At 71.3% G+C, this 25,112-nt stretch carries 25 protein-coding genes and 1 pseudogene; 15 read left to right on the plus strand and 11 right to left on the minus strand.

From position 1 onward, the window contains the following. From ACXAHD_RS10285 to ACXAHD_RS10300, 4 genes and pseudogenes are all read left to right on the plus strand, one after another. Window positions 1-188 (plus strand): annotated as a pseudogene (locus ACXAHD_RS10285) (4-oxalocrotonate decarboxylase); the annotation flags it as partial. Further along, a complete protein-coding gene (locus tag ACXAHD_RS10290; protein ID WP_475050021.1) occupies window positions 185-616 on the plus strand; it encodes a RidA family protein in 432 nt (143 codons plus the stop codon). The pseudogene ACXAHD_RS10285 and the gene ACXAHD_RS10290, both read left to right, overlap by 4 nt. A 5-nt stretch (window positions 617-621) precedes the next feature. Further along, window positions 622-1,146, plus strand: a complete 525-nt coding sequence (locus ACXAHD_RS10295) for a 3-hydroxyanthranilate 3,4-dioxygenase (protein ID WP_421362622.1) — start codon at window positions 622-624, stop codon at window positions 1,144-1,146. After that, on the plus strand, window positions 1,116-2,162 hold the full coding sequence (locus ACXAHD_RS10300) for an amidohydrolase family protein (RefSeq protein WP_475050024.1): 1,047 nt from the start codon (window positions 1,116-1,118) through the stop codon (window positions 2,160-2,162). The genes ACXAHD_RS10295 and ACXAHD_RS10300 overlap by 31 nt, the downstream gene beginning before the upstream one ends. Here ACXAHD_RS10300 and ACXAHD_RS10305 read toward each other — a convergent pair. After that, the gene (locus ACXAHD_RS10305) at window positions 2,141-2,575 is read right to left on the minus strand and encodes a MarR family winged helix-turn-helix transcriptional regulator (RefSeq protein ID WP_421357014.1); all 435 of its coding nucleotides are present in this window, start codon (window positions 2,573-2,575) and stop codon (window positions 2,141-2,143) included. The two genes, ACXAHD_RS10300 and ACXAHD_RS10305, sit on opposite strands and share 22 nt — an antisense overlap. Before the next feature lie 96 nt (window positions 2,576-2,671). Here ACXAHD_RS10305 and ACXAHD_RS10310 point away from each other — a divergent pair, with 96 nt between their 5' ends. Both ACXAHD_RS10310 and ACXAHD_RS10315 read left to right on the plus strand, forming a co-directional pair. Next, window positions 2,672-3,091 carry a beta/alpha barrel domain-containing protein gene (locus tag ACXAHD_RS10310; protein ID WP_475050027.1) on the plus strand — a complete coding sequence of 140 codons (420 nt, stop codon included), beginning with the start codon at window positions 2,672-2,674 and terminating at the stop codon, window positions 3,089-3,091. Further along, window positions 3,088-3,930 carry an oxidoreductase gene (locus ACXAHD_RS10315; RefSeq protein WP_475050030.1) on the plus strand — a complete coding sequence of 281 codons (843 nt, stop codon included), beginning with the start codon at window positions 3,088-3,090 and terminating at the stop codon, window positions 3,928-3,930. Before ACXAHD_RS10310 ends, ACXAHD_RS10315 begins: the two co-directional genes overlap by 4 nt. On the opposite strand, the gene ACXAHD_RS10320 is transcribed toward ACXAHD_RS10315, so the two are convergent. The 4 genes from ACXAHD_RS10320 to ACXAHD_RS10335 all read right to left on the minus strand — a co-directional run bounded on the left by ACXAHD_RS10320 (window position 3,899) and on the right by ACXAHD_RS10335 (window position 6,212). Beyond that, window positions 3,899-4,099 carry a DUF397 domain-containing protein gene (locus ACXAHD_RS10320; RefSeq protein WP_416598015.1) on the minus strand — a complete coding sequence of 67 codons (201 nt, stop codon included), beginning with the start codon at window positions 4,097-4,099 and terminating at the stop codon, window positions 3,899-3,901. The two genes, ACXAHD_RS10315 and ACXAHD_RS10320, sit on opposite strands and share 32 nt — an antisense overlap. After that, window positions 4,090-4,911 carry a helix-turn-helix domain-containing protein gene (locus ACXAHD_RS10325; RefSeq protein WP_475050033.1) on the minus strand — a complete coding sequence of 274 codons (822 nt, stop codon included), beginning with the start codon at window positions 4,909-4,911 and terminating at the stop codon, window positions 4,090-4,092. The genes ACXAHD_RS10320 and ACXAHD_RS10325 overlap by 10 nt, the downstream gene beginning before the upstream one ends. Window positions 4,912-5,026: 115 nt before the next feature. Then, entirely contained in the window at window positions 5,027-5,419 is a 393-nt protein-coding gene (locus ACXAHD_RS10330; protein WP_289206736.1) for an MmcQ/YjbR family DNA-binding protein, read from the minus strand. A 40-nt stretch (window positions 5,420-5,459) separates the two neighbouring features. Further along, window positions 5,460-6,212, minus strand: coding sequence for a MerR family transcriptional regulator (locus ACXAHD_RS10335; RefSeq protein WP_289206735.1), 753 nt, complete (start codon window positions 6,210-6,212; stop codon window positions 5,460-5,462). Between the two features lie 63 nt (window positions 6,213-6,275). Between ACXAHD_RS10335 and ACXAHD_RS10340 the strand changes: the two genes are divergently transcribed. Together ACXAHD_RS10340 and ACXAHD_RS10345 are read left to right on the plus strand one after the other, a co-directional pair. Next, window positions 6,276-6,971, plus strand: coding sequence for a hypothetical protein (locus ACXAHD_RS10340; RefSeq protein WP_289212659.1), 696 nt, complete (start codon window positions 6,276-6,278; stop codon window positions 6,969-6,971). A 20-nt stretch (window positions 6,972-6,991) separates the two neighbouring features. Continuing rightward, the gene (locus ACXAHD_RS10345) at window positions 6,992-7,507 is read left to right on the plus strand and encodes an RNA 2'-phosphotransferase (RefSeq protein ID WP_475050070.1); all 516 of its coding nucleotides are present in this window, start codon (window positions 6,992-6,994) and stop codon (window positions 7,505-7,507) included. Here ACXAHD_RS10345 and ACXAHD_RS10350 read toward each other — a convergent pair. Beyond that, window positions 7,492-8,460: an aldo/keto reductase gene (locus ACXAHD_RS10350; protein ID WP_475050036.1), complete on the minus strand. Its 969-nt coding sequence runs from the start codon at window positions 8,458-8,460 to the stop codon at window positions 7,492-7,494. The two genes, ACXAHD_RS10345 and ACXAHD_RS10350, sit on opposite strands and share 16 nt — an antisense overlap. Before the next feature lie 254 nt (window positions 8,461-8,714). On the opposite strand from ACXAHD_RS10350, the gene ACXAHD_RS10355 reads away from it, so the two are divergent. The 5 genes from ACXAHD_RS10355 to ACXAHD_RS10375 all read left to right on the plus strand — a co-directional run bounded on the left by ACXAHD_RS10355 (window position 8,715) and on the right by ACXAHD_RS10375 (window position 12,002). Then, window positions 8,715-9,281 (plus strand): hypothetical protein, encoded by a 567-nt coding sequence (locus ACXAHD_RS10355; RefSeq protein ID WP_475050039.1) that lies wholly within the window; start codon window positions 8,715-8,717, stop codon window positions 9,279-9,281. Between the two features lie 193 nt (window positions 9,282-9,474). Beyond that, window positions 9,475-10,272, plus strand: a complete 798-nt coding sequence (locus tag ACXAHD_RS10360; RefSeq protein WP_475050042.1) for a phosphotransferase — start codon at window positions 9,475-9,477, stop codon at window positions 10,270-10,272. Between the two features lie 49 nt (window positions 10,273-10,321). Then, window positions 10,322-10,597, plus strand: a complete 276-nt coding sequence (locus tag ACXAHD_RS10365; protein ID WP_289212662.1) for a type II toxin-antitoxin system Phd/YefM family antitoxin — start codon at window positions 10,322-10,324, stop codon at window positions 10,595-10,597. Next, the gene (locus tag ACXAHD_RS10370; protein WP_475050045.1) at window positions 10,594-10,848 is read left to right on the plus strand and encodes a Txe/YoeB family addiction module toxin; all 255 of its coding nucleotides are present in this window, start codon (window positions 10,594-10,596) and stop codon (window positions 10,846-10,848) included. Before ACXAHD_RS10365 ends, ACXAHD_RS10370 begins: the two co-directional genes overlap by 4 nt. Before the next feature lie 125 nt (window positions 10,849-10,973). Beyond that, on the plus strand, window positions 10,974-12,002 hold the full coding sequence (locus tag ACXAHD_RS10375) for a hypothetical protein (RefSeq protein WP_475050048.1): 1,029 nt from the start codon (window positions 10,974-10,976) through the stop codon (window positions 12,000-12,002). 108 nt (window positions 12,003-12,110) lie between these two features. Here ACXAHD_RS10375 and ACXAHD_RS10380 read toward each other — a convergent pair whose 3' ends face one another. Continuing rightward, window positions 12,111-16,721, minus strand: a complete 4,611-nt coding sequence (locus ACXAHD_RS10380; protein WP_281554378.1) for a S8 family serine peptidase — start codon at window positions 16,719-16,721, stop codon at window positions 12,111-12,113. Window positions 16,722-17,057: 336 nt separating this feature from the next. Beyond that, window positions 17,058-20,015: a helix-turn-helix transcriptional regulator gene (locus ACXAHD_RS10385; protein WP_289212665.1), complete on the minus strand. Its 2,958-nt coding sequence runs from the start codon at window positions 20,013-20,015 to the stop codon at window positions 17,058-17,060. Between the two features lie 137 nt (window positions 20,016-20,152). Here ACXAHD_RS10385 and ACXAHD_RS10390 point away from each other — a divergent pair, with 137 nt between their 5' ends. Continuing rightward, entirely contained in the window at window positions 20,153-20,818 is a 666-nt protein-coding gene (locus ACXAHD_RS10390; RefSeq protein ID WP_281554380.1) for a hypothetical protein, read from the plus strand. A gap of 161 nt (window positions 20,819-20,979) precedes the next feature. On the opposite strand, the gene ACXAHD_RS10395 is transcribed toward ACXAHD_RS10390, so the two are convergent. The 3 genes from ACXAHD_RS10395 to ACXAHD_RS10405 form a co-directional block, all read right to left on the minus strand. Further along, the gene (locus tag ACXAHD_RS10395; RefSeq protein WP_289212666.1) at window positions 20,980-21,531 is read right to left on the minus strand and encodes a hypothetical protein; all 552 of its coding nucleotides are present in this window, start codon (window positions 21,529-21,531) and stop codon (window positions 20,980-20,982) included. 89 nt (window positions 21,532-21,620) lie between these two features. Then, window positions 21,621-23,057: a sensor histidine kinase gene (locus tag ACXAHD_RS10400; RefSeq protein WP_289212667.1), complete on the minus strand. Its 1,437-nt coding sequence runs from the start codon at window positions 23,055-23,057 to the stop codon at window positions 21,621-21,623. After that, on the minus strand, window positions 23,050-23,745 hold the full coding sequence (locus tag ACXAHD_RS10405; protein ID WP_281554383.1) for a response regulator transcription factor: 696 nt from the start codon (window positions 23,743-23,745) through the stop codon (window positions 23,050-23,052). The genes ACXAHD_RS10400 and ACXAHD_RS10405 overlap by 8 nt, the downstream gene beginning before the upstream one ends. 201 nt (window positions 23,746-23,946) lie before the next feature. Here ACXAHD_RS10405 and ACXAHD_RS10410 point away from each other — a divergent pair, with 201 nt between their 5' ends. After that, window positions 23,947-25,065 (plus strand): hypothetical protein, encoded by a 1,119-nt coding sequence (locus ACXAHD_RS10410; RefSeq protein WP_289212668.1) that lies wholly within the window; start codon window positions 23,947-23,949, stop codon window positions 25,063-25,065. The last annotated feature ends 47 nt before the right edge of the window (window positions 25,066-25,112 follow it).

Here is a 25,112-nt window from a genome sequence, read left to right on the forward strand (position 1 = left end):
GCCGGGCCCTCGCCGCCGGCGTCGCCCTGGCCGACCGGCACGGCCCGGACCTGCGGGCCGGGTGGATCTTCCTGGCCGGCGCGGCCACCGCTGCGGTGCCGCTCGCCCCCGGCGCGCACGTGCGGGCCACCGTCCAGGGGCTCGGCACCGCCGCCTTCAGCACCACCGCAGGAGGTGACCGATCATGACCGCGCACCTGGTCGCCGGCAAAGCCACCCCACGCGGGGCGTTCCCGCACATCAAGGTAGCCGGCGGATTCATCTTCGTCTCCGGAACGTCGAGCCGCCGCCCCGACAACACCATCGCCGGTGCCACGGTGGACGAGTTCGGCACCACGCAACTCGACATCCGGGAGCAGACCCGCGCGGTGATCGCCAACATCGCCGACCTGCTCGCCGCCGCCGGTGCCGGCCTGACCGATCTGGTCTCGGTCACCACGTACCTGGTCAACATGAACGACTTCGGCGGCTACAACCAGGTCTGGGCGCAACACTTCGACCACACCGGACCCACCCGGACCACCGTCGCCGTCCACCAACTACCCCACCCACATTTGCTCATCGAGATCCAGGCCATCGCCGTAGCACCGGCTGACGCCCCCACCCGGAAGGAGTGACACCCGTGAGCGACATCGCCGAACCGGTCAACTTCCCCCACTGGGTCAGTGAGAACGAGCACCTGCTCAAGCCGCCGGTCAACAACAAGCAGCTGTTCCCCACCGGCGACGATTTCATCGTGCAGGTCGTCGGCGGGCCCAACCAGCGCACCGATTTCCACGTCGACCCGTACGAGGAATTCTTCTACCAGGTCAAAGGCAACATGCACGTCAACCTGATGACCGACGACGGGCCGCAGACCGTACACATCCGCGAAGGCCAGATGTGGGTGCTGCCCGGATTCGTACCGCACTCGCCGCAACGCCCGGAGGCCGGCTCGATCGGTGTCGTCATCGAACGGGTCCGCGAGGAGGGCACCCTGGAGAAGTTCCAGTGGTACTGCCTCGACTGCGGAAACCTGGTGCACGAGGTGGAGTTGCAGGTCCGCGACATCGTCGCCGACCTGCCGCCGGTCTTCACCGCCTTCTACGGTGACGAGTCCGCGCGTACCTGCGACAAGTGCGGCGCGCTGCACCCGGGCAAGGGCTGAGCCTCACCGTGACCGACGCCGGGCAGACCATCGACGTCCACACCCACCTGGTGCCCAAGGGCTGGCCGGATCTCGCCGCCGCCTGTGGCGGGACCGGCTGGCCGTGGCTGCGGGTCGACTCCGAACGCGCCGCCATGATCATGGTGGGTCAGACGGAGTTCCGGCCGGTCGGCCCGCAGACCTGGGACCCGGCCACCCGGATGTCCGACATGGATGTCGACGGGGTCGACATGCAGGTGGTCTCCCCGACGCCGGTGTTCTTCGCCTACGACCGGCCGGCAGACCAGGCGGTGAAGGTGGCCCGGATCTTCAACGACCTGACCCTGGAGGTCACCGCCGCCGGTGGCGGTCGGCTGATCCCGTTCTGCCAGGTGCCGTTGCAGGACCCGGACGCCGCCTGCGCCGAGCTGGACCGCTGCCTGGCCGCCGGCCACGCCGGGGTGGAGATCGGCAACCACGTCGGCGACCGTGACCTCGACGACGCCGGCATCGTCGCCTTCCTGCGACACTGCGCCGAAGCCGGCGCGCCGGTGTTCGTCCACCCGTGGGACATGCCGGACGGGCCACGACTGGACCGGTGGATGGCCCGCTGGCTGTCCGGCATGCCCGCCGAGACCCACCTGTCGATCCTGGCGCTGATCCTCGGCGGCGGCTTCGACCAGCTGCCCCGTACGCTGCGGATCTGCTTCGCCCACGGCGGCGGCAGCTTCCCGTTCTGGCTGGGCCGCGCCGACAACGCCTGGCACCGCCGGGGCGCCGTGGTACGCGGCCGGTCGGCGCACCCGCCGAGCCACTACCTGGACCGGTTCTACGTCGATTCGGTGGTGTTCGACCCGGCGGCGCTGCGGCTGCTGGTCGACACGATGGGTGCCGACCGAGTGCTGCTGGGCAGCGACTACCCGTACCCGCTGGGGGAACGGCCGGTCGGCGCGGTGATCGACAAGGCGGACTTCCTCACCGCTGACCAGCGGGCTGCCCTGAGCGGCGGCAACGCCTACCGGTTCCTTACCGGCTGACCGGCGGCGACCTGCCGGAGCAGGGTGGCGAGTTCGTGCAGCAGTTGCGGCGGGCAGTCGGCGAACGGGCTCGCCTCCAGCGTCGCCGCGATGATCTCCTGGCGTACCTGTCGGCCCTTGTCGGTGAGGGCGAGCACCCGGCCGCGTCGGTCGGTGGGGTCGACGCTGCGCTCGACCAGTCCGCGCTCGATCAGCTGGTTGGCGATGAAGCTGAGGTTGGGGGCGTTGCAGTACAGGCGCTCGGCGAGCGCCTTCATTGACAGGGCCGGTCCGGTCGGGTCGATCGCCCACAGCGCCTGCGCGGTCGCGTTGGTCAGCCCGTGGGCGGTCAGGGCGGGTTCGAGCCGGTCGCTGGTCGTCATGAAGATCTCGTGGTTGGCGCGGATGGCGTCAACGAGGTCCCGGTGGTCCACCGGCCGACGGTACCACTTGCGCTTCGAGTCTCGAACTATTACGGTCTGAAACGCTTCGAGTATCGAAGTATGTCGTCAAAGCTGAGGAGCCGCACCATGACCCAACTGGCCGAACCGCTCGAACTGCCCAGCGGGCAGGTCCTGCCGAACCGGATCGCCAAGGCCGCCATGGAGGAGTTCCTGGCAGTCGACGGTCAGCTGCCCGGCACCGAGCTCGCCACGCTCTACCAGCGCTGGGGTGCCGGCGGAGCGGGGCTGCTGATCACCGGGCACGTCATGGTCGACGAGCGTGCCCTCGCCGACCCCTCCGACGTCGTGCTCGCGGACCGTACCCCGCTGGAACCGTTCCGGCGCTGGGCGGCGGCGGCGACCGCTGGCGGTGCCCGCGCCTGGATGCAGATCAACCACCCCGGTCGGGTCGTCTACGCGGACATGCCGGGGCTGGCCTGGTCGGCGTCGGACATACCGGTCAGCATCGGGCGGCTGTCCCGCTTCTTCGCCCAACCACCGCGATGACGCCGGAACAGATCGACGAGGTCGTCGACCGGTTCGGTCGCACGGCACAACGAGCGGTCGAGGCCGGATTCGACGGGGTGGAGATCCACGCTGCCCACGGCTACCTGATCAGTCAGTTCCTCTCCCCGCTTACCAACCGGCGGACCGACCGCTGGGGAGGTGAACTGCGCAACCGGGCCCGGCTGCTGATCGACGTGGTCACCGAGGTCCGGCGTCGACTGCCCGACGGCGCGGCGGTCGCGGTCAAGCTCAACACCGCCGACTTCCAGCGCGGCGGCTTTGACCCGGACGACGCCAGGCAGGTGGTCGGCATGCTCGCCGACACCGGCGTCGACCTGGTCGAACTCTCCGGAGGGTCGGTGGAGAGCCTGGCCACCAACGGCTACCCGGCGGACGGACACACCCTCGCCCGGGAGGCGTACTCCCTCGACGCCGCCGCGACGATCATCCCGCAGGCCCCGGTGCCGGTGATGCTCACCGGCGGCGTCCGCCGCCGCGCCGTCGCCGAGCGGGTACGCACCCAGGGCGCGGCTGTCGTCGGAGTGGCGACGGCACTCGCCGTGGACCCGGAGCTACCGCGGCGCTGGCTGCGCGGCGAGGAAGCAGCGGCCACGGCCCCGGGCCCGCGCTGGAAGAACAAGCACCTGGCCTCGGCGGCCACCCAGGCCGTCGTGCACTGCCGGCTCCGCCAGGTCGGGCGAGGAGCCGCCGACCCCGGCCGGGCAGACCCGGTCGTCTCCCTCATGCAGGAGCAGCTCCAGCGACGCCGGTCGCTGCGGCGCTACCGCCGCTGGTTGGCGGAGCCGGTCAGCGTACGGACGTGGTCCTGGCCAGGGTGACGAACGCGGACCAGGCGGCGGGGGCGAAGGTCAGGGTGCCGCCGTCGCGGTCCTTGGTGTCGCGGACGTGGACCCGGCCGGGCACGTTGTCGGCGACCTCGACGCAGTCACCGCCAGCGGGGTTGCTGCGGGTCGACTTGCGCCAGCGAGGGGTGGTGCTCAGCTCCATGTCTGCACCGCTTTCAGGATCATGTCGTGGGACTCCTCGACAGGCAGAGCATAGCTGCGGACACCTTCCCAGGACCGCTCCAATGTCTGCACGTCGGCCGGGTTGCTGATCACGTCACCGCCGAAATGGGAATCGACGTAGCCGAACACGTGATCGTCCACGGTCGCCATCGCGAACGAGCCGTTGAGCCCGTGGTAGGCGTCGGCGCTGCCCGGCACCACGTGCACCCAGATGTTGGGGCGTGCCGCCGCCTCGGCGAGACTGCGCAGCTGCTCGGCCATCTGCTCCGGCGTGCCGACCTGGCGGTGCAGCACGCCGCGGTCGATGACGGCGATGAACTCGGCCGGGTCGTCGGCGCGGGTGAGCACCTGCTGGCGGGTGAGCCGGTTCGCCAGCCGGGTCGGCACGTCGTCGACCGGGCCGACGCGCAACAGTCGTTCGGCGTACTCCCGGGTCTGCAACAGACCCGGGACGACCGCGAGCTGGAACGACCGCAGCAGGGTGGCCCGCTCCTCCATTTCGGCCCACGGGCGCAGGAAACCGGCGAAGGACATTCCGCGCGCCTCGGCGGAGGCGCGCTGCACGCGGTCGCCGCTGCCCAGCACATCGTCGAGGATCTTCGCGTTCTGCTGCACCGGGACCAGACGGCCGTTCTCGTAACTGCCGATCGACGACGCGCTGAGCTGGATCAACGCGCCGAGCTGCTGCTGGGAAAGCCCGCGCTCGGTGCGCAGGGTGCGAATGATGCGGTGCACCTCGTGCATTGTCGGATCCCCGATCTGCTGATGGTGGGGCGGTGCGTCGAATGCCATCCCTACCTCTATCAGTGCGACGGATCGGAGTCCATGATGGAGATCGGATAAATTCCGGATAGTTTGTGTGATCGATATCGGGTTCTGTCGGATGGGGTTCTGTCGACCCGTCGACCTATCGGGCGTCGAGCCGGGCCACCCGACGGGGCCCGGCGGTCCGCCGGTAGCTGGCGTCGAGCAGCTCGCCGATCTCCGCCCAGTCGGTGTCGTCGGCCAGGTCCACCCCGACCCAGCCCGAACTGGCCAGGTACGCCGGGGCGTAACAGCGTGGCTCGGCCAGCAGCGCCGCCCGCTCGTCCGGGTCCACCAGCACCAGTACGGAGTGATCATGCTGCTGGTAGACGCCGTCGACCTTCACCGAGCCGCCGTAGTAGGCGAACACCTTCGTGGTGTAGAAGGCTGGATGGCCGTGTGAGATCTTCTCGGCGGCGTCGGGGAAGGCCAGCGCGAGCCGGCGTACCTCGGCGAGCAGCGGGTCGGCGTCGTCGAACATGATCGGGTGCGGCATGACGGTAGGTAATCACACCCGGCTGACACTTCGGTCCCGTTCACCGAGCCGGCCGGGCGCGCTGATGCAGGCGGGTCGGTCGGTCCGGGCGGGCCGCGACCGGGATCTCCAGGACGGTGACGGCTTCCCCGTCGCCGTCGACCAGGTGATCCTCCGCCGTGGGACCGGCGACTGTCAGATCTTGGCGGGGCAGCCAGGCGAACAGCTCGAGCCCGGCGCGGACCACGCCGGTCGCCGGTGCGACAACGGCCCGGACCACGGTACGGGCGGGCAGGTCGAGCCGCTCGCCGGGCCCCTCGGTCGCCACCGCCGCCCGGAACACCGCCTCCGGCCAGCCGCGGAGCCAGGTCAGCAGCACCGTCGGCGGCCGCAGACACAGCGTTGCCAGCTCGGCGGGATCGGCGACCGTCAGATGGCGTACCCGCAGCCGGCGGGCACCGACCTGCGCGACCTGCGGCAGCACCGACGCAGTACCGGCGAGGTGGTCCTCGGCGTCGGCGACCGTCGCCGTACGGGCGGCGATGTCGTCGCGCAGCACCGCCACGGTCTCGGCCAGGGCCTGCCGCAGCTCGGCGTCGGGGGCGTCCAGCAGGTCGGCGATCCGGCGCAGCGACAGTCCGAGGCGTTGCAGGCCACGGATGCGTTCCAGCCGGGTCAGTTCGGCCGCGCCGTACCAGCGGTAGCCGGTGAGCTGGTCGGTCGCTGCCGGCGGCAGCAGCCCGACCTTGTCGTAGTGCCTCAGGGTCCGCTCGGAGACCCCGACCATGCGCGCCACCTCACCGATCCGCCACACGCCGGTGTCCTCCTGCCCCGCAGTGTTGACTCTGCCCCTGCGGCAGGGTTTTAGCGTGCCGCCATGGATGCCGTTGAACGCGATTCCGCCGCCCGGCTGACAGGCGTACTGCTGCTGGGGTCGTTGCTTGCCATGCTCGCCGGTGTCGGCGTTGTCGTGCCATCCGGGTTGACCCTGAACCCGGCCGACCCGGCCGCCGTGCTGACGGCGGTGCACGCCCGGGTCGAGCTGCACCTGATCGAGTTGGCCCTCGACGTGATCGGCTGGCTCGCCCTGCTCGCCGCCGGTCTGGTGCTGGCCGCGCGTCCCGACCGTCCCCGCGCACACCTGTCCGTGCTGGCCGGCGGACTGCTGACCGGCGCCGGCCTGGCCGGGCTGCTGCACGACGCCGGAAACCTGGCGGTCACCCAGCTCGCCGCCGACCCCAACCAACCGGCTGCCGTGGCGGTGGCGGAAGGGCTGCTGCTCACCGCGAAGTGGACGGTCAACCTGGCCGGGCTGCTCTGGGTGGCTGCGACCGTGGCGGCCGCGTCCGGCATCGCGTTGCCGACCGGGCTGCGCTGTGCCGGGGTGGCCGTCGCAGTGTCCGGTGCCGCCGGCGTGGTCCTGCCCTGGACCACCGGGACCGACGGCCCGTCGGCAGCTGCGGAACAGCTCGGCTATGCCCTGCATCTACCGGTGATGCTCTGGTGGGGCGTGCTCGGCTGGCGGCAATGTCGATGCGGGCGGGTGCGCCGTACGGCGACAATGCCGGTGTGAACGACAAGGTATTGGTCAGAATGAGCAAACGGATGTCACTGGCGCTGCGCCACGCGCCCGACCGGTTCGCGCTCGAACTGGACCCGGCCGGCTGGATTCCGGTGACGGACCTGCTCGACGCGCTGCGGATCACCCGGCTGGAGCTGGACACCGTCGTCAAGCGGGACAGCAAGCAACGGTTCGCGCTGCGCCGCGACCCCGACGGCACCGAGCAGATTCGGGCGAACCAGGGGCATTCGGTCCCGATCGACCTGGGGCTGGTCGCGCTGCCTCCGCCGGAGCGGCTCTACCACGGCACCACCGCCGCCGCGCTCGACTCGATTCGGGCCACCGGGCTGCACCGGGCCCGGCGGCACCACGTGCACCTGTCGGCGGACACCGACACGGCCCGCCGGGTCGGTGCCCGGCGGGCCGGTGGCGTCGTGTTCCTCACCGTCGACGCGGCGGCGATGGCCCGAGACGGTCACCTCTTCTATCGCAGCGCCAACGGGGTGTGGCTGACCGACGCGGTGCCGCCCCGCTACTTGGATATCTGATTAGCGACGCGTGCCTCGATGGTCGCCATCAGGTCGGCCGGAAGCAGACCGGCGGACGCCGCCGCGAGACATTCGCGCAGCTCGGTGCGGTTCTTCACCCCGAGCACAACGGTGTCGACGCCGGGCATCGACAGCGTGTACCGGTGGGCCAGCGAGGCGGCCGACTCGCCCAGTTCGCCGGCCAGCTCGCGCAGCGGCGCGGCCCGCCGGAAGTCGACCATGGTCGGATGCTCCGGCGGCAGGTCCCGGTCGACGGCGTCGGTGAACGCGCCGGCCGCGACCGCCCGGATGCCCATCACTCCGACGCCGTGCCGGCCGGCGGCCGTCAGGATGTCGCGTGGCCGGGAGCCCCCGCTGCCGGGCATCAGCAGATCGCCGGGGGAGTCCAGCAGGTTCGTCACACACTGGGCGACCGCCGGGGACGGCTGATCGCCGAGCACCCGGATGATCACGTCCGGCTCCTCGACGGCGGTGATCCCCCAGGCGCCGATCCGGCCGCGCCGGACCAGATCCTCGAACGCCGGCCGGACGGCTTCGGTGAACAGGTCGGCGGAGGTCGCCCCGGTGGTGCCCGGCGCGGCCTGTGCCACGATCGGGTTGTGCAGCAGTAGCGCGTCGACGAACGACAGTCGCATCCGCTGCAGGCTGTCGTCGAGGGACTTCTCCAGCAGGGCCGCGACGTCACCGGCGGCCGGGTTGCCCAGCCCGCATTTGGTGACGACCCGTACGCCGGCCGGCAGGTTGCCGTCGAACGCCGCGCCGACCACCCGCTCCGCCTCGCCGTCGCCGTAGCCGGGCGCGACGTCGAGCAGGTCGATACCGGCGTCGACCGCCTCCCGTACGGTCGCCACCGCCTCGTCCCGGTCGGTGACGCCCCAGACCTGGCCCAGCCCGCCCCCACCGAGGGTGAGGACGCTGACCGGTCCGACGCTGCCGAGAGGTCGCTGTTCCATCGTCATGTGCTCCTTCCGATGATCCTGTTGCGACTCAGGATTGCACCTGGAGCGCGCTCGAGGTCAACCGTGGACCGGCTCGGTCACCTACGAGGTGATCGGTGTGCCAGCCGTCGGCCAGGTTGCCGGGAGGGTTGGCCGAGACGAGTCATCTCCGTCTGTTCGAGATTTCCCAGACATTGACTAGTATCACAGAGATGGCGTCGTAGACATCGAAACAAAGCAATGATTAACGGTCAGAAAGGGGCAAACGCATGAATGGATTCGACAGGCGAATGGGTGGACCGATCAGCCGGTCGCTCCGTCGGCTGACGGTTGTCGCTCTGGCTGTCACCGTGGGGCTCTTCGTGCTCCCGGCGACAGCAGCGCAGGCTGCCACGTGGCGGTCGGCGACATCCACCGGATGGGGGCCGAGCCCGGCCGCCGGCCAGCAGAACGCGGCGAACAACGCCCGCGCGGCGCTCACCTCGCTCGCCGCAAACCTCGGCGAGACCTGCAGCAATGTCACGGTCTCTACGCCGCGACACCTCTACACCGCGCCCGACGGCTCGGCGTACGTGTACGAGGCGACAGTCACCGGCTACTGCGTACCGGCCCCGCCGCCACCGTCGTACACCGTTGCCCGCTCGGCTACCCGGCAGGGCAGCGGTGCCACCTCGACCAGCGCGATCCAGAACGGGGCCCAGGCTGCCCGCGCCGACATTCTCGCCGTCGGCGTGGCCTGCGCGAACTGGGCGACGAATGCCAGCAATGTGTTCACCGCGCCGGACGGATCCTGGCACGTCTACAACGTCACGGTCAGCGCTCTCTGCACGAACTGACAAGCCTCGGCATTCGGCAGGCTCGGGTGCGACATACGCGCAACGCACTTGGACAGTCGTCAGCCCATCGCCGTCGACGTGGCCGCCTGTCCGTAGATCAGCGCGCCCGCCCGTAGGATCCGGGGCTGTCGACCCGGCGCTCGGCACACTCACCGGGCAGCAGCGGTCGTTGTTGGACCGCTGGCTGCCCGGCGTGAGCGTCGAGCGGGACCACAGCTGGGGCCTGGTGGCGACCACCGTCCTGGAGGTGACGCATGCCGGGTCGCGGTTCATCGTCAAGGCCGGCGGCGACCGTGACCATCACCTCGCCCGCGAACTGCACGCCCACCGGCACTGGCTGCGCCCGTGGACCAGGATCGGCCGCGCTCCGGCGTTGGCGTACGGCAGTGCCGAGGCGAAGCTGCTGGTCACCCGGTTCCTGCCGGGTGAGCTGGCGCTCGGCAGCGGGCACGCCGACGACCCGGACGTCCACCGGCAGGCCGGCGAACTGCTGGCGATGCTGCACGCCCAGATTGCCGTCACCGACGATGACCACGAGCGGCGGGAGAACGACAAGTCGCTGTCCTGGCTTGCCGGCCCGCACCGGATCGACGACGACACGGTACGGCGGTTGCGCGCCGAGATCGCCAGCTGGCCGACGCCGTCGGCGACCCTGGTGCCCACCCACGGCGACTGGCATCCGCGCAACTGGCTCGTCGACGGTGGCGTGGTCAGTGTGATCGACTTCGGCCGCGCGGCGCTGCGTCCCGCGTACACCGACCTCGCCCGGCTGGCCGTCAACGACTTCCGCCGTACGCCGGGCCTCGAAGCGGCGTTCCTCGACGGCTACGGCCCCGATCCGCGTACGGCCGACGCATGGCACCGCACCCAGGTCCGGGAGGCGATCGGCACCGCCGCGTGGGCCTACCGGGTGGGCGACGAGCGGTTCGAAGCCCAGGGCCACCGCATGATCGCCGACGCGACGGGCGACCGACCCGACCGTCGGGCATGAGCAGAACGCCGCTTCAGGTACAATTTTCTGTACCTGTGCGGAGGTGATCATGCGGACGGTGAACTTCACCCAGCTGAGGCAGAATCTGGCTGCCGAGCTCGACAGCGTCGTCAACGACGCCGAGGAGGTCGTGGTGACCCGGTCGGGTCATGAGCCGGTCGTCATCGTGCCGCTCGCCGAGTACGAGTCGATGAAGGAGACCGAGTACCTGCTCCGTAACCCGAGCAACGCCGCAGCCCTGCGGCGATCGATCGCAGAGCTGGAAAACGGCGACGCGCAGGAGCAGCAGCTCGTCGATCCAACCGCCGGACGGGACGTTGCGTGAGACTGGTTTTCACCGCGACAGCATGGGCCCAGTACCTCAGCCATACGGATCGAAAGTTGATCAAACGCATCAACGACCTCATCGCCGACGTGATGCGTAACGGTTGCGAGGGCATCGGCAAGTCGGAGCCCCTTCGTGGCGAGCTGTCCGGATTCTGGTCCCGCCGGATCGATCGCGAACACCGACTCGTGTACCGGATCACCAAGGAGGACGTCGAGATCGTCGCCTGCCGGTACCACTACGAGCGTTGACCTCCTCCAGTCCCGGCGTCAGCCGGGGAGGTGGTCGGCCCAGGTAGGCACGGATGGCGGCGTCGACATCGCCGCGGCTGTGCGATCGGTCACCGTTGTCCAGGAGGTCGCGGATCCGTTTGCCATTGTCCATCGCCCAGTCCTCTCCAGCCGGTGCGCGACCCGAGGCGCTGGCCGAGGCCCGGTGGGCGTTGACCAGACTGGAGTCACCCGCCGGCCGGGCGCCGTTTCCCGCCGATCTCACCCCGGCGTACGGCGTGTTCTACCAGGGCTGGACGAACTGGCTGCGCGGCGGCGTACTCAGCCTGCAACCGCCGGGCGGTCGGGACCGGGGCGAGCTGGCCCGGTTCACCGAGGCCGCGGCGGACCTCGGCGCGGCCTTCGACACCACCCTGGACACGACCGGGTCGCCGTACCTGCCGGCGTACCACGGGCAGGCCTGGCCGGTGGACTCCACGGTGGCGGTGGCGTCGCTGCGGCTGCACGACAGTCTGCTGCCGGGCCGCTTCGACGGTACGGTGGCGCGGTGGCTGGCCGGCGTACGGCAGCGTCTCGACCCGGCCACCGGCCTGCTGCCGCACCGCGTCGACCCGGTGACCGGGGCACCGGCCGAGGTGGCCCGCGGCACCTCACAGAGCCTGATCCACCGGTTCCGGCCGGAGATCGACCCGGCGTTCGCCCGCGAGCAGTACCTGACCTTCCGGGACGGGTTCGTGGCCGCGCCGCTGCGGCTCGGCCCGGCGGTGCTGGAGTACCGGGCCGGCACCAGCGGCCCGGCCGACGTCGACTCGGGGCCGCTGCCGCTGGGGGTGAGCCTGTCGGCCACCGTGGTCACCCTCGGCGCGGCCCAGGTGCACGGCGACGCGGCGTTGGCCGCCGCGCTGGCCAGCTACGGCGATTTCGCCGGCCTACCGGTCGACACCCCGAACACCCGGCGGTACGCGTTCGGGCTGATGCCGATCGGTGACGCGTTCCTCGCCTGGTCGAAGTCCGCGCGGCCGTGGGTCGCCGCCGCCGTTGATCCGCCGCCGGCCGGTGTCTCCTGGACGTGGCGGCTGCCGCTGCTGGCGCTGTTGTCCCTCGTGGCGGTGCTGCCGTGGCTGCCCGCACTGGTCCGCCGCCGGCCCGCGAGCAGGAAGCCGGTGAGCCGGTGAGCCGTTTAGTCGGCCGACAATGGCGTACGCCCCGAGGGGTCACCTCGGGGCGTACGCTCGGGGCGGCTCACCGTCGACGGGTCATCTACCGGCGAGCCGGGTCACGGGTCAGCTGGTCTCCAGCGCTCCCGCCGATCGGCCGCACACCTGGCGCAGTGCCCAGTCCTCGACCCGTACGTCACCGGCGGTGACCTGGGTCTGGCGGGTCTGCGGCATGTAGCCGTCCTTTGCCACGATCATCGTGACCGGGTTGTGCCGGTGGTCGAGCCAGTGGGCGTAGCCGCCGTCGGCGTCGGTGGTCAACGGCAGCTCCATCGTCCACGTGCTCAGCTGCACCGTCGCCCCGGTGATCGGGGTCAGGTCGCCGTCACAGCCCACGGCGGAGACCGTACCGGTGATCTTGCCCCAGGTGTCCGGCGGGGTGACGGTCATCGTCACCGGCACCGTGTCCACCGCGTACGGCGTGTCCTCGAAGACGGTGACGCCGGTGGTGTAGGTGCCCGGCTGGGCCACCTCGGCGGTCAGGGTCAGCGTCACCGTGAGGCTTTCGCCGGGGGCGATCGTGGCGGTGCCCGGGTCCACCGTCAACCATTCGGTGTCCGTCATCGACCCGCACTGGTCGAAGCCGGGCAGCAGTTCCACTGTGCTGGTCGGTTGGAATCCGGAGATCGCCGATCCGCCGACCCGGTAGAGCCCGCAGGCGCTGCCCGGCCGGAAGCTGGGGCTGTTCGCCGTCGGCAGGGGCGACCACGCGTCGGTCGCCGGGTCGTAGGCGTACCCCTCGTTGGTGATCGCCTGGGTGCCGGTGCCGCCACCGGAGATCAGCAGCTGGTTGTCGGCGGTGTGGTACGCCGAACCCCACAGGTTCACCGGCAGGTCCGCCACCTGCGTCCAGGAGTCGCTGGCCGGGTCGTAGGAATAGCTGGCGGTCACCGGCTGGCTGTCGGACAGTCCACCGGCACAGACGATCCCGCCGCTGACCGCGCCGCAGGACTGCCAGGCGATCGGCACCGGGTAGCTCGCGACGGTGTCCCAGGCGTCGGCCCGGGGGTCGTAGCGGAACACCTGGTCGCTGTACGGGGCGCAGCTGGTCGTGGTGCAGCCGCCGACCACGTACAACTCGCCGTCGAGCACCGCCGATCCGGCGGCGGCCGACGCGGCCGGCACGTCGGCACCCGTGCTCCACCCGCCGGTGGCCGGGTCGAAGATCAGCGTGTCGGTGTTCAACGTGCTCCACCCGCTGACCAGGTAGACCTTGTCGCCGATGACGCCTTCGGCGGCCTGGCTGCGGGCACCGTGCGGCATGTCGTCGAGCCGGGACCAGGCCTGGGTGACCGGGTCGTAGACGTACACCTGCGCCAGCGACGACAATCCGCTGGACCCGCCGAACGAGTACAACTTGCCGTCGACGGTGACCGCGCTGTTGTCCATCACCGTCCGGGGCAGCCCCGGCAGGCTGAGCCACGGCTCAGCCGCAGGGGTCGCCGCCGGTGCGGCACCCGGTCCGAACACCGTCGCCGACGCGGCCCCGGCGAGCTGCTCGATCGGCGCGTCCAGCGGAATCCGGCGGGTCGGTGCCCCGGCGGCCGCCGCGATCTGGCGCGACGCCGCCCGCGAACCGTCGGCACGCTGGATCTCGAACTCACCGGCTCGTTCGCTCAGCTCCACCTCGGCGGGCGCGCCGCCGGTGTTGGTGACCGTGACCTCGGCGGTCGTCGCTCCGCCGAGCGGCACCGTCGCCTCGACCGGCGAGCCGGTCACCGTCAGTCGTCCGGCCGCCAGCTTGTAGTTGTGCCGGGTGACCCAGTCCTCGGTGACCTCTGCCCATCGGGCCAGCTCCGCGTACTGGTTCACCGAAGCGGTGATCCGGTGCCGGCCGGCGGGGGAGAACAGGGCGTAGAAGCCGTCGTCGAGGTCCGGGTCCTGCGGCGTCGCGACGGTACGGGTGCCGACGGAGCCGTCCACCGGCGTCACCTCGGCGTCGGCCAGCCCGGTGCCGGTGTTGGCGTCCCGGACGAAGCCGACGGCCAGCCCGCCTTCGACCTTCACACACTCGAACTCGGTCTCGGCGATCCAGTCCACCGCGTTGCTGAAGACCCGGGCGCTGTCGTCGTGCCAGGTCTGCGGCCCGGTGTTGTAGCTGGCCGCGTGCATCGACAGCAGCACGTGCCGGTTGTTCGTCCGCTGCTGCACCCCGATGCCGACTCCGACGGTACCGACCTCCGAGGTGACGGCGTTGGCGATCACCATCCGCCCCTCGCCGCCGTACGCGTCGAAGAAGCCGTAGTACTTGGAGTAGTTGTCCGTCTCGTCGAAGGCGATCCGCCCGCCGAGCGGGAACCCTTCCACCACCGGGTGTTCCTGCATCACCTGGTACGACAGGTCACCCTCGGTATCGTAGACGATGCCGCTGCTGCGGGCCCCCGGGTTACCGGTGTACTGGCTGAGCATGTAGATGCCGTTACCGCCCACGTTGGACCAGGTGTCCAGGAACAGCACACCCACGCCGGCCGCGTCGGTGTCGGCCAGGAACCGCAGGAACGTCTCCTCGCCGGGGTTGCTGGGCCGGTTGACGATGATCGCGTCGTAGCCGGACACGTCGGTGTCCCAGCCGACCTCGGTGGTCGGGACGCCCTGGTCGTCGAGGAAGGTGCCGATCTTTCCGGCTTCGTCGCCGAGGATCCCGATCCCGGCGGAGAAGGCGTAGCCGGGCGCGGACGCGCACCGCTGCACCGGCGCGGCCACGTCCATGGTTCGGTTGCCGCCGTGCACCTGCACCGGCTGCTCGACGGTGCCGTAGCCGTCGTACTGCGGCTCCACCACCAGGGTGTACGTCGCGTGGGTCGGCAGGACCAGCCGGTACCGGCCGTTGAACGGGTTGGTGAAGGTGCTGACCTCGGTGCCGGCCACGCTGACCTTGGCGTACAGCGGCCAGCCGTGCCCGGAACCGTCCCGGACCAGCCCGCTCAGTGCCATCGTCGGCAGCGCGGTCAGCGAGACGTCCTCGATCGTCGTCCCGCCCAGGGTGACGGTCACCTCGGTGCTCCGTTCGGCGTAGCCGAACGCGGTGACCGTCACCGGGTAGGTCCCGACGGTCAACCGGACCGAGTAGGAGCCGTCCGCCGCGGTGACCCGCTCCCGGACCGTCTCGCCGCCGATGGTCACCGTCGCGCCCTCGACCGGCGCGCCGGTCGCCGCGTCGGTGACCACACCGGACAGGGTCCCGGTGTCGCCGACCGGAGCCGCTTCCAGCAGCGCCAGCGCGTCGAGGCGGCCTTCGCCGTACACGTTGTTGTCCGCTCCGGTGCCGCCGCACTGCGGGTCGGCGGTGTCGATCGCGGTACGGTCGAACAGCTCCCGGGTCGCGTCGGTGTCACCGATCAGTGCTGGGGCTGCGGACCACAGCAGTGCCGCCGTGCCGGCGACGTGCGGGGCGGCCATCGAGGTCCCGTTCTCGCTGTAGTAGCTGTCGCCTGGTCCGGACGAGCGGACCGCGACCCCGGGTGCGGAGATGTTCGGCTTGAACTCGCCGTCCTGGCCCGGACCGCGGCCGGAGAAGTAGGCGATCTCGTTGTCGACGTCGTACGCGCCGACCGAGTAGTTCACGGAGCGGCTACCGGGCGACCCACTGGACTGGCAGCCCTGCGCGCCGCTGTTGCCGTTGGACCAGATGCCGAGGATGCCGGCGGCGTCCCAGGCCAGCGACACGTCCTCCATGAAGGGGTCCAGCGAGGGCTGCGTACTGCCCCACGAGTTGTTGATGATGTGTGGACGTTTGCCGGCGTCAGGGTTCTGCCCGTCGAGGTCGGTCGGTGCCAGCAGCCACTGGCCGGAGGCGACCAGCGCCGCGTCGGTCGGGCAGCAGCCGTTCGCCGCGATCCAGTTCGCATCGGGCGCGACGCCGATCCGGTTGCCGGTGCCGCCGTCGCCGACCATCGTGCCCATCGTGTGGGTGCCGTGCGAGCCCCGGTCGCACGGGGCCGCGCCGCACCTGCTGTCCGCGTCGAACCAGTTGTAGTTGTGGTCGTACGTGCCGTCGCCCAGGTTGCCCCGGTACTGGGCGACCAGCGCCGGGTGGTCGAACTGGACACCGGTGTCCAGATTGGCGACGGTGATGCCGGCGCCCCTGGTGCCGAACTGCTCCCACACGTCGTCGGCGTTGATGTTGGCGATGCCCCACTCGACGTCCTCGGCCTGGGTGCCACGCACGCCCGCACCGTCGGCGTCGTCGCGGACCGGCTCGTCCGGGGTCGGCTCGATCAGCTGGTACTCGACCGGCTGGTAGAGGCCTTCGACGTCGGGCCGGGCCGCCAGCTCCTGGGCCAGCATCGACGAGCCGTCCAGTACGTAGATCGCGTTGCTGGCCCAGAATGCCTGGTAGGTAACGCCCTCGGTGTCGAGCAGGTGTCGGACACTGGTCTGGCTGGTGGCGGCGGTGGTTCGCAGCGCCTCGGCGACCGCCTCGCCGCGCGCCGTCCAGTCGTCGATCTGCCGTGCCTGCGCCAGGTCGGCCCGTTCGGCGAACCGGATCCACAGGTCGGTGGCGCCGTCGGACTGCAGCGACCGCTCCAGCTCGGGCTGGATCTTGTCGGCGACGCCGCGCGCCGGGTCACCGCCCGGATCCGGGCCGGGCCGGGGTGCCGCCGCCGCCGGATTCGGTGCGGCCAACGCCACACCGGCCAGCAGCACCAGCGACAACGCTCGTGCGATGGGTCTCATTGGGGGTTCCTTCCGTGGGATCGGCCACGCGGGTGGGCACGCCGTGCCCTCACAGGGGTTGGTACGGGTCACGGCGTTCCGCGCTGCAGGTCGCGCAGGTACCGGTGCCACCGTCGGGTGCCGCGTCCGCGCCCGCCTCGGGTCCGCCGGGTACGGGTCGCTCGGATTCGGGGTCGGATTCGGGCGCGGGTTCATCCGTTGACCGCCCTGGTGGCTCGTGCATGCAAGTCATGCTGCTGAGCCGGCGGATCGTTAGCTATCCAGCAGATACGTCAAAGAATCGACCGGTCGCGGTCGATGTGCCCGATCCGGTTTCAACCGGGTTGCCGGGCCGTTTCAGTCGTCCGCCGTGAGGACGCCGGCCTCCACGGCGGCGACCGCCAGCGCGGTACGGCTGGACACCCGCAGCTTGCGCATCGCCGATCGCAGCTGCTGATCCACTGTGGCCGACGACTTGGCGAGGATCCGGCCGATCTCCCGGTTGGTGTGCCCGGCCACCACCAACCGGACCACGTCCAGCTCGCGCGGGGACAGCCGGTCGCCGTACCCTTTGCGGCCGCCCCGCCACCGGCGCGGCACCTCCCCGCCGTGTTCGCGCAGCCGTCGCGCCACCCGGTCGGCGGCACCGCGCGCGCCGAGGTCGGCCAGACCGTCGTACACCTCGACCAGCAGAGCCCGTCCCGGCTCGGCCCGCTCGGCGGCCAGCAACGCCAAAGCCTGCCGCTCCCGGGCGAGTAGGGCGTCGTACGGGCGCGGCAGCGCCGCCCACGCGCGGGCGGCCCGGTCGAAGCCGGCCGCCGCCCGGTCATGGTCACCGGCTGCGTCGGCCAGCGCGGCCCGGCACACCGCCAGCGCGGCCGCCGGGCCCGGCGCGGCCCTCCCGCGTAGCCCGCCGGCGAATCGACGCACGAGTTCGGCCGCCTCGTCCGGCCGGCCGGCGGCGAGCAGCGCCGCCACCCGCGCCGGGGCGATGTCGGTGGCCCACACCCATACCCGCTTGGCGGCGACCGCCCCGATCGGACCATCGGTGACCCGTACCGCCCGATCGGCCTGCCCGTCGTCGAGCCACAGCCGGGCCAGCATGGCGGCCGGCTCCACCGTGTCGTCGACCGCGCCGCGCCGGGCCGCCTCGTCCAGCACCACCTGGAACTGCTGCTCGGCGTGGCGTAGCTGACCGGTGGCTGCGGCCAGCCGTCCGGCCAGCCGCAGACTCGCCAGATAGACGCCCGGCCGGTCGCGGTCCACCTCGGCCAGTTGGGCGGCCCGGTCGGCCAGGCCGTCCCACCGGCCGGTGAACCAGTCCAGGTTGGCCTGTTCCACCAGGACGTTGTAACGCAGCCGGACCAGATCCTCGGCGTCGGCGAGAGTCAGCGCCACCGACAGGTGCCGCCCGGCGTCGGCGTACCGGCCCCAGATCAGCGCCCCGGTGCCGACGTTGGCGTGGATCCGGGCGATGTCACGTCGTTCGGCCGGCGCCGCGCCATCGGTCGGCAGCCCGGCCACCACCTCCCAGGCCTGCGGCTCGCCGAGCATCAGCAGCGCCGCCGCCCGGTTGCCGGCCAGCGACATCCGGTCGGCGGCGGACGGGATCCGCGGGATCAGCTCGGCGGCCCGGTGCAGCCACCGCAGATGGGTGGCGGCCGGCCACGGGCCGGCGTACGCCCAGCCGAGGTAGGTCATCGCACGGGCCGCCTCCACCGGGTCGGCCAGGTGCTCCACCGCCCGGCCGAGTTCGGTGAGCGCGGCCTGTGCCTCACCGCCGATGATCAGCAGCCGGCCCAGCGGGTTGCGGATGTCGGCCTGCTGCCGTGCGGTCAGCTCGGTCGACTCCAGTACGGCCCGGAGGGTGGCGACCACCCGGTGGTAGATGTCGTCGACCGGTTCGCGGCGGCCGAGCGCGGCGACGGCGGCGGTACGGGCGATCCGGGCCCGGTCCGGTGCCGCCAGTTCCGCCACGGTCAGCAGCTCGTCGAGGGTGACTGCGGCGGTGGTGTGGTCGCCGGAGGCGATCATCCGATCGGCGGCGGCCTCTGCGTACCGGGCCCAGCGCGCCACGTCACCGGCCTCGCGGAAGTGTCGGGCCAGCTGGGCGACCGGCGGCGGATTCAGACCCTCGACCGCCTGTCCGGCCAGCAGATGCAGCGTACGCCGTTCGGGGTGCGCGATGGCCTCGTAGACGGCGGTGGCGGCGAGGACGTGCCGGAACCGCCACCGGCCGCCGCCGGGGTGGTCACGTTCGTCGCTGTCCAGCAGGCCGGCGGTGGCCGCCTCGGCCAGTCCGGCCCGGCAGGCCCGGGTCAGCAGGCCGGCGGTGGCCGCCAGGGTGGCCTCGTCGGCGGGTTCGCCGAGGACGGCGGCGGCGCGCAGCACCCGCTGTGCGGCCTGGGTCAGCCGCCCGACCCGTTCCCGGGTCGAGTCCCGTACCGACGCCGGCACCTGCAGCTCACTCAGGCTCAACCGCACCCAGCGTCCGTCCCGGAACACCACGTCGGCCCGGTCACACAGCAGGCGTACCGACTCCTCGACCATCAGCGGCACGCCGCTGGTGCGCTGGTGCAGGAAGGTGGCGAACTCAGTCGACATGGGATTGCCGTCCAGCATCGACGAGACCATCGCCGCCGTGTCGGCGACGTCCAGCGGCGCCAGGGTGATCCGCAGCCGGGCGCCGCCTCCGGACGCCGGCCGGGACAGCCGCAGCAGCAGCGAGTGGTCGTCGACCTCCTCGGGGCGGTAGGTGACCAGCAGGCTCGGCCCGCCAGGTGCCGCGCGGGCGGCGAGGAACACCAGGAACTCCTGGGTGACCTCGTCGGCCCAGTGCGCGTCCTCGACGACGAGCAGGTCGATGTCGAGCGCGCGGATCAGCTCGTCCAATGCCCGGAACAGCCGGTGCCGGGCGGCGGTTGCGTCGTCCACCGGGTCCAGTGGCGGCGGCAGCTCGGCCGACCATTCCGGCAGGAGTGGGCGCAGCGCCCCGGCCAACGCGCTCAGCCGTATCCCGGTCAGCCGTGGCCGGACATCGCGCAGCGCGTCCACGATGGGCGCGAGGGTGAGCGATTCGCGTAGCGGTGGGCAGACCGCCAGCAGAGTGCCGGGGCGTGGACCGGTCTCAGTGGTCGACGTCTCCCGGACCAGGCGGCTCTTGCCGATCCCCGCCTCACCCTCCAGCAGGACCACCGCCGGGGGACGGGTGAGCGCCGTGGCCACCGCCGCCACCTCACCGGACCGTCCCACCAGCCGTGGCGCCGCTATCGGCACCGCTGTGCCCGCCGCCGCAGCGTGCCCGCTCACCCGCATCGTCGGAGCGTATCCCGCAGTTCGGGGCAGTCGGCAGGCCGTCGCCGTCGCATCCACCGGTCCTCGCGTCCCCGCCTTGTCGTGATCCGGACCGTACTGAGTCTGGTGGCCACGGGTGTCGCCCGACTAGTGTCGAAATGGATTCGAAGTTCTCCCGGCATTCGGGCGACCGCTATTCGAGTCTGTCCGGTCTGTTTGCTCAGCGCGCCCTCTCCGACATGCGACGGGTGAGTGATCGCCGTGGGCTGACCGCAATCTCCACATCCGTCGAGACAGGAGTACGGCACATGATCAGCGATGCCATGCTGCAGCAGGCAAGCGCCATTTTGGCGCAGGTCGCCGACGGCGTGAACGTCGTCGTCGTTCCGCAGTCGATGTCCGTCGGCACGGCCGAGAACCCGGCCATCTGTCTGAAGTCGGCGATCCAGGTGAACTGGGTGAAGAAGCAGATGGCCGCACCGGAGGTCCGCAAGTACGTCGAGGACGATGTGGCCTGGGACGGGATCATCGGCACCGTCGCGCTCGACACGCTGGTGATCCAGGAAGCGGTCTTCGACGGTACCATGGCCTACCGTTCAGCGGTGATCTGGCACGAGCACGGGCATGTCCTGCACGGTAAGACCGAAAACGGAAACGTCTACCTGTACGAGGTCACGAGTCTGACCAATGGCGTAGATGTGCTGGACGACGAGGAAATTCGGAACGTTCTGGAAGCGAGGTCCGGAGCGTATCGGGCGGCGGTGGAACCGGGCGTCGCGGCGCTGCGTCAGTTCCTGCAGCAGAATTGGCAGATCACGCTGTAGGAGGGTCGGCGATCCGGGTGCCGGACCGGCGCGGCAAGGCACTCGACGCCCGGATCGACCGCGGCCCACGCGGCTGCCGTGGGACCGGAGTCCACCGCGTGGGCCGAGTGCCAGCAGGTGCGGGTCACTACGGGTCACTACAGGTCACTGCGACGTGCGGGTCAGTCCGATTCGGGTCGCAGCACGATCCGGGCGAGCAGTTCCTCGCCGTCACGGAGTCCGCGGACGCCGACCTCGGCATCGACGTCGAGACCGGACAGCTTGACCTCGTCGCCGTCGTCGATCACCCGGCACTCGTCGGCGCAGGTCCAGTCGAGGACGAAGCCGTCCACCGACTCGACGCTGATCGTGCTGCCGTCGATGGAGTCGACCGTGCCGCGCTGCACGACGAGCGTGCGCGGCCCGCCGTCGGTCTGTACGGTCATCTCGCCGTGCAGACCGGCACCGCCCGCCCCGAGGCCGCGTAGCCAGCCGACGCGTGGGCCGGGTCGCCCCCACGGGCCACGGCGGCCGTCCCACCAGCCGGGCCGGTCGTCGCTGGAGAGACCGAAGTCGCTGTAGTCGACGGTGTCGACCGCAGCGACCGGGAGTGGATCCGCAGCGGTGCGGGAGCCGTCGGACGAGCCGCCGGACCCGCAGCCGGTGAGGGCCAGGATCGCGACCGCCCCCGCCGCAGCACCGGTGAATGCCTTCGTACCAACTGAACTTCTCATGTGGTCAGCATCGGCCACCGACACGAAGCCACCGTCAGGTCGATGTTCGGATCAGGTAAGGCGCCGTCGGTCCGACGGAGGCAGCCGAGCTACCGGGCCGTCCTGCGCGGCAACCGTACCGTGAACACGGCACCGCCGCCGGGGGAGTGACCGGCACTGATCCGCCCGCCGAGACGGTGGGTCAGCCCGGCGGCCAAAGCCAGCCCGATCCCGGTGCCGACCGACCGTTCGCCCCGGTACCGGCGGTGCAGCGCACCGCGTTCGAAGATCACCGCGAGGTCGCCGTCGGTGAACCCCGGTCCGTCGTCGTGCACCTGCACCGCGACGAAGTCCGGTTGCCCGGCGGCGGATCCAGCCTGCCCGGTCGCCGGTTCCGGCGGTACGCCGAGCCGTACGGTGCCGCCGGCCGGCACCACCCGCAGCGCGTTGTCCAGCAGGATGTCGACGACCTGCCGGAGCCGCCCCGGGTCGGTGTGGACGGCCACCGGCGTCGCCGGTGGGGTCAGGTCGACCGTCACCCCGTTGCCGGTGAACCGGGGCCGCCAGGCGTCGACGGCGTCGGTGAGCAGCGCGCCGAGGTCGACGTCGACCAGTTCCAGGGCGAAGTCGGAGGCCTCCAGCCGGGCCAGCGCCAGCAGGTCGCCGACCAAGCGGTCCAGCCGCTGCGCCTCACCGAGCATGATCTGCCCGGTACGCACGGCTCCGTCGGGGTCCACCACCCCGTCAGCGATCGCCTCGGCGTACCCGCGCAGGATGGTCAGCGGGGTGCGCAGCTCGTGCGAGATGGACAGCAGGAAATCCCGTTGCCGGGCCTCGCTGACGGCGAGCGCGGCGGTGAGGTCGTTGAGCGCGCGGGCCAACTGCTCGGCCTCGACGGGCGGATCCAGCGGTACCCGGATGGTGCGGTCCCCAGCGCGCAGCCGCTGCGCCGCGTGTGCGGCGGCCCGGATCGGCCGGGACAGCCGGGCGGCGAGCAGCACCCCGGCGATCAGGCCGGCGGTGAGCCCGGCGGCCAACGCCAGCCACAGGTTGCTCCAGACCAGCCGGCCGACTCCTGGTCGTACCGGCTGGAGCAGCACCACCGCCGTGCCGTCGCCGGTGGGCCGTCCTTCGATCAGGGTCGGCTGGCCGTCGACGCGGGCCGGCCGGCGGCTGGTCACCGGCGCACCGGCGGCGAGCCGGCGGACCACCTGGCCGGGCAGCTGCCGAGGCACCGTCTCGCCTGGCCGGACGAGCAGCACTTCGATGCCCTGGTCGGTGAGTTCGCCGGTCAGCCGGCCGGCGAGAGCCGTCCGCGTGCCGGTCGGGGCGTCGGTGACGGCCGCCGCGACCAGGTCGGCCTTGGCAGCCAGCGAGGCGCGGACGCCGCGTTCCGTGCCCCGGACCCCGAGCGGGATGGCGACCGCCGCGGTGACCAGCACCGACAGCAGGGCGACCGCGCAGGCGACCCCGACGGTACGGGCGGTGATTGTGCCGGTGAGCTGGCGCCAGCCGGACCGCTGCCAGGTCTGTTCCGGCTCAACCATCGGCGGTGTAGCCGACGCCGCGTACCGTGCGGATCACGGTGGCGGCGGTGCCGAGCTTGGCCCGGACCTGGGCGACGTGCACGTCGACGGTGCGGGTGCCGGCTTGGGCGGCGTAACCCCAGACGGCGGAGAGCAGCTCCTCCCGGGTGTAGACCCGTCCGGGCCGTCGCATCAGGTGGTCCAGCAGGTCGAACTCGGTGGAGGTGAGGACGACCGGGTGGGAGTCGGCGGTGACGGTGCGCCGGGCCGGATCGAGGGTGACGCCACCGACGGTACGGACCGGTCGACCGCCGGGCGGGCCGAGGCTGCGGCGGCGGATGGCCCGCACCCGGGCGACCAGTTCGCGAGGGCTGAACGGTTTGGTGACGTAGTCGTCGGCGCCCAGCTCGAGGCCGACGACCCGGTCGATCTCGTCGTCGCGGGCGGTGAGGAAGATGACCGGGGTCCAGTCGTCGTCGGCGCGCAGCCGCTGGCAGATCTCGGTGCCGGTGATGCCGGGCAGCGCGATGTCCAGCACGGCCAGCACCGGGCGCAGCCGTCGGGCGGCGGCCAGCCCGCTGTCACCGTCGGCGCACACGTGTACGCCGAACCCGTCGCGGGTGAGGTAGAGCCGGATCAGGTCGGCGATCGGCTGTTCGTCCTCGACGACGAGCACCAGTCCCCGGTCTGGTTGCGGTGCTGCGGTCACCCGCCCATCTTGACGTGACCGGTAAACGACCGCATCAGTTTCCGGTACGGATCAGGTAAAAGTCGCTGCTGGCGGGTGATTCCCGGATTGTGAGCCGGACCGGATGCCGCATCAAATCAGATCACGGTCAATAACTGTACGGGCACGTGGTGTGTTCATTAGGCTGGCTAGATATCGCTCCTTGTGAATGGAGGTGGACCGGTGTCTGTCCGCACTGGATCCGACAACGGCCGCGGCTTGGTCCGCCGTGGCATCGCCCTGCTCGCCACCGGGCTACTGACCGCCACCGCCGCCGTGGTAGGAGCCGCCGCGCCGGCTCAGGCGGCCGTCGCTGACCGCTGGGGTTTCGCCTACCTGCACACGCCGACCCCGGCACCCGGCACCATCCTCGACACCACCCGGCAGTGGGGCAGCTGGAAGGCCACCGCACCCGCGCTCTGGGCGACCGTCGACCAGGTCGGTGTCGGGCGCTACCAGGTGCGGTTCCCGCTGGCTGCCTCACCCAACGGTGTCGTTCACGTCACCACGGTCGACAACGCACCACGATGGTGCCAGGTGGTCTCGAACGCCCCCGCCGGACCTGACCACATGGTGATCGTGCAGTGCTACCGGCCCGGTGGCGTACCGGACAACGCCCGGTTCGTCGTCGACTACACCTCCGCCTCCGGGATGCTGCCGCCGGGGTCGGACGCGTTCGGCTACGTCAGGGCGAACCCGGTCGGGGCGATGCTGTCGTCCTACAACTCGATGGGTGCCGGCAACACGGTCACCCAGCTCGGCACCGGCTTCTACGAGGTGAAGCTCAACGGACTCGGCACCGCCCTGCTGGACGGCAACCTGCAGGCCACCGCCGAGCACCCGTTCGGTCCTCGGCGGTGCAAGATCGCCCAGTGGTCCCCCAGCGGCGGCGCGATCCTGGCGTACGTGTTCTGCTTCGACCCAGCCGGGTCGTTCATCGACAGCTACTTCAACCTGACCTACCACCGGGAGCGGCCGATCTTCGGCTCGGTGCCGCCGACCCGGTTCGCCTACCTGCTGAGTTCGCCCTTCGGCGGGTCGACCAACTTCAACTCCGCCGGTGGGGCCAACAGCATCGCGGTCTCCGGCGTCGGGCAGTACCTGGTGACACTGCCGTCGGTGGGTGTCCCGGCGAGCACCGTGCAGGTCACCGCGCTCGGCACCAGCCCGGACTACTGCAACCTGCAGACACCGTGGGTGCTGTCCGCCAACACGGCGCTGGTTCGCAACGTGATCTGCTTCAACGCCGGAGGTTCGCAGGCACCGAACAACTTCTTCCTCACCTATTCGTCGAGCACCTGACCGGTGAGGGGTCGGGACGGCAACCGTCCCGACCCCTCGCGTACAGA

This window comes from Micromonospora sp. ABR4_055 (genome assembly GCF_056160425.1).